The 3788-nt window shown below is 54.0% G+C and carries 4 protein-coding genes; all 4 read left to right on the top strand.

Going from position 1 to position 3788, the window contains the following annotated elements:
• The coding region (gene msbA / locus D6694_05605; protein ID RMH44613.1) for a lipid A export permease/ATP-binding protein MsbA at window positions 1-1728 on the top strand (1728 nt) is incomplete at its 5' end.
• Window positions 1686-2756 carry a tetraacyldisaccharide 4'-kinase gene (locus D6694_05600; GenBank protein RMH44612.1) on the top strand — a complete coding sequence of 357 codons (1071 nt, stop codon included), beginning with the start codon at window positions 1686-1688 and terminating at the stop codon, window positions 2754-2756. The genes msbA and D6694_05600, both read left to right, overlap by 43 nt.
• A complete protein-coding gene (locus D6694_05595; GenBank protein ID RMH44611.1) occupies window positions 2753-3499 on the top strand; it encodes a 3-deoxy-manno-octulosonate cytidylyltransferase in 747 nt (248 codons plus the stop codon). The genes D6694_05600 and D6694_05595 overlap by 4 nt, the downstream gene beginning before the upstream one ends.
• Window position 3500: 1 nt before the next feature.
• Window positions 3501-3788, top strand: a 288-nt coding sequence (locus D6694_05590; protein ID RMH44610.1) for a low molecular weight phosphotyrosine protein phosphatase, incomplete at its 3' end; no start/stop codon positions are given.

Below are 3788 nucleotides of genomic sequence, written 5' to 3'. Positions count from 1 at the left end.
CGGCTCATACAGCGTGCCAAGCGCTTTTGGCCCGCTTTTGTTGTGGCAGGATTGGCCAATGCGCTATTTGGGCTATTGGATGCTGGCTTTGTGATGCTGCTGGAACCCTTGGTGAGCAAGGGACTGGTGGGACGTGATCCGGAAACGTTGGCGCGTGCCCCCGTGTTTGTGATCGTGATAGTGGCACTGCGAGGCGTGGCAGCGTTTGTGTCCGGTTACACGATGGCTTGGATCGGTCAGAAGGTCGTGGCCGAATTTCGCTGTCAGGTGTTTAGCAAGTTATTACGTTTGCCAGCGGAGTTCTTCGATCGTGAATCCAGCGGCAACCTTTTGGCCAAAATTACCTACAACGCCGACAAGATCGCCAGAACCAGCTCATCGGCCCTCACCATTTTGTTGCGAGAAAGTGCATTTCTTATCAGCGGCTTAATTTATATGCTGTATACAAACTGGCGTCTGACGCTGTTCTTTTTTATTTCGTTTCCCGCCATCGCCGCGGTCGTTCGTGTGGCCACGAGGCGCTTTAAGAAGGCAAGCCACAATATGCAGGACGCCATGGGCACCATGACCGCTCTTGGTTCGGAAAGCCTACAAGGCTATCAAACCATTCGAATTTTTGGGGCAGAGGCGCAAGCTGAAGAAAACTTTAAAAAGACGGTTGAGCGTTTCCGGCGCAAATTCATGTCGATGATCGCCACACAGAACTTGAGCACGCCGCTCATCCAACTGTTGGCGGCCACCGGTTTGGCACTGGTGCTCTATGTGTCATTGTCCGAATTGCAATCGGGTCGACTCACGGAAGGTGAGTTTATCGCCATGGTGTCGTTGATGATGGCCTCACTCCGACCGTTGAAACAGTTAAGTTCGGTCAACAGCCAGTTGTCCGAGGGTTTGGTCGCGGCACAAAGCCTGTTTGATATTCTTGATGAGCCAGAAGAACGTGACAGCGGTACGGTCGATCTGCCGACACTCAGTGGCGAAGTGGTGATGGAAAATGTCACCTACTGCTACGGCGAAAATTCGCCCGCTCTGATCGATGTCAGTTTTTCGGTCAAGCCAGGGCAACTCGTTGCGATTGTCGGGCCATCCGGCGCGGGCAAATCGACCTTACTAAATCTCTTAATGCGCTTTTATCATCCGACCAAAGGTCGCATCCTATTGGATGGTCATGATCTTGAGTCGCTCACGCTCAGTTGCATCCGACGCAATATGTCGCTGGTTTCGCAGACCGTCACTCTGTTTAACGACACCATTCGCAATAATGTGTGTTTCGGTTTGAAGGAGGTGCCGAGTGACGAAAAAATTATCGAGGTGTTAAAACAGGCACATGCTTGGCATTTTGTTAAGGAATTGCCAGGACAACTGGATGCGATGGTTGGCGAAGGTGGTTCGAACTTGTCGGGAGGTCAGAGGCAACGGTTGGCAATTGCCCGCGCCTTGTTGCATAACACGCCAATTTTGTTGCTGGATGAAGCCACCTCTGCTCTTGACACAGAGTCAGAACGGCATATCCAGGCGGCATTGGATGCATTGATGACAGATCGAACCACATTTGTGGTGGCGCACCGCCTATCAACCATTCAGCATGCGGACATGATACTCGTCCTCGAAGGTGGCCGTTTGGTGGAGCAGGGAACGCACCAATCGCTTCTGGCGAAAGGCGGGGTGTATAGTCGCCTGTATCGATTACAATTTGGCGAACCGCAACTTGGAACGACAACTTCGTGAACCACGAGTGGCTTCAAAAACTATGGTATGACCCCAACCCCGGGCCCTTGATGCGCCTGGCCAGCTTACCCCTGTGGCCACTGCATGGCCTTTTTATAGCGTTAACCGGCACACGCAGATGGTTATACCGCCATGGTTGGTTGGCGTCACAGCGTCTTAGTGTTCCGGTGTTGGTGATTGGCAATATCGTCGTGGGCGGCGTCGGCAAATCGCCACTAACCATTGCGGCCGCGCGCTATTTGATCAAGCAAGGATGCCGGGTTGGCATCTTATTGCGAGGTTATAAAGGGAAGAAGTCGCGAGACGGTGTGCTGGTCGACAGAGCGTCGCATGTGGCCGATGTGGGTGATGAGGCGCTGATGATCGCACACGCGGTGCCTGAGGCTTTGGTGATGGTTGATGCCGATCGAGTTCGTGGCGGGCAGCGCCTAGTCAAACGGGGGGCACAAGTGGTCATCTGTGATGATGGGCTGCAGCATTACGCACTGCAACGTGATATGGAGTGGTGCGTATTCGATGCACGACGAGGCATTGGCAATGGGTGGCGGCTGCCGCTCGGCCCATTACGAGAGCCGTTGGCGCGGCTGGACAATGTGTCAGCGGTGCTGATCAATCGCACAGGTGCTCCGATGGCTATCCTCGATTGGTTAAGCAGGGTCCCTGACGATAAACGATTTGATTTTGTCCTATCGCCGGTGAGAGTGCGACGGCAGTCCACCGGCGAAACAGCGCCTGTCGATGTGCTTGCAGGAAAACGGGTCGATGCCGTGGCAGGTATCGGTGATCCGAAACGTTTTTTTGCCACGTTGACAGCACTTGGGGCGCAAGTGAGACCGCATCCTCGGGCTGACCATGAGCGCCATCCGTTTCGCGGCCTGCCAAAAGATGCGGACTTCATCGTCTGCACAGCCAAAGATGCCGTAAAATGGACGCGGGGCGATCCGGACATCTATGTGCTGGAAGTGGAAGCACAGTTGCCTGACCAATTACTCACGCAATTAGATCAACTGGCCGGAGTAAGAGTATGAAATTCAAAGTTGTGATACCGGCGCGCTATGCCTCTCAACGTTTGCCTGGTAAGCCTCTGCTAGCCATTGCAGGACGCCCGATGATTCACTGGGTGTGGGAGGCGGCGATGAAATCCGGAGCCGATGAGGTGGTCGTCGCGACCGATGATCAACGTATTATGCAAGCCGTTCAAGCGTTTGGTGGACAGGCGCTCATGACCTCTCCGGATCACCCAAGCGGCACCGATCGCATTAGTGAAGTGATCGAACTAATGCAATGGCCGGATGACACCATTGTTGTCAATATTCAGGGCGACGAGCCGGAAATGCCAACGGATAATGTCTTTCAAGTGGCGGAGTTGTTATACCATGCGACCGATGCGGTCATGGCCAGCCTCTATGTCCCGATAGATGCGGAGGAGGATTGGCGAAATCCCAATGTCGTTAAAGTCGTGTGCACGCAACACCAACGGGCCTTGTATTTTTCGCGCGCCCCGATGCCCTGGCATCGTGATGCCAACGGGTTTGGTCATAGCGTACCGGTAGCCGGTCGTCATATCGGGCTCTATGCGTATCGAGCTGGCTTCGTTCGCCAATACGTCCGCCTTCCGCAAACACCGCTTGAGCAGCTGGAAAAATTGGAGCAGTTGCGGGTGTTGGAACATGGCTATGCCATCGCGATGGCGCCTTGCCGAAAAGCGCCGCCAGCGGGTGTGGATACGGAAGCCGATTTACACGATGTGCGTCAACGACTGGAAAAATAACATGAGCCAAAAGATCTTGATGGTTTGCCTTGGCAATATCTGCCGCTCACCATTGGCAGAAGGCATCCTTCGCCATCGCCTTGATGCCATGGGACGTGATGACGTACTTGTCGATTCAGCTGGTACGTCAGCTTACCATGTCGGTGAACCGCCGGATCCGAGGAGCATGGCCGTCGCTGAACGTCATGGCATCGACATTCGTGGACTTCGCGCACGGCAATTGACAGCAGAAGACGGCAATCAATTTGACTGGATTTTGGTCATGGATGATCAGAATCTTGCCTCAGCG

The organism is Gammaproteobacteria bacterium, from assembly GCA_003696665.1.
GTDB lineage: Bacteria > Pseudomonadota > Gammaproteobacteria > Enterobacterales.
This window is presented reverse-complemented; position numbering and strand designations above follow the sequence as displayed.

Bases quoted from the DNA above. Each gene is read 5' to 3' on its own strand.
- D6694_05595 (RMH44611.1), top strand. From the start codon at position 2,753: ATGAAATTCAAAGTTGTGATACCGGCGCGCTATGCCTCTCAACGTTTG.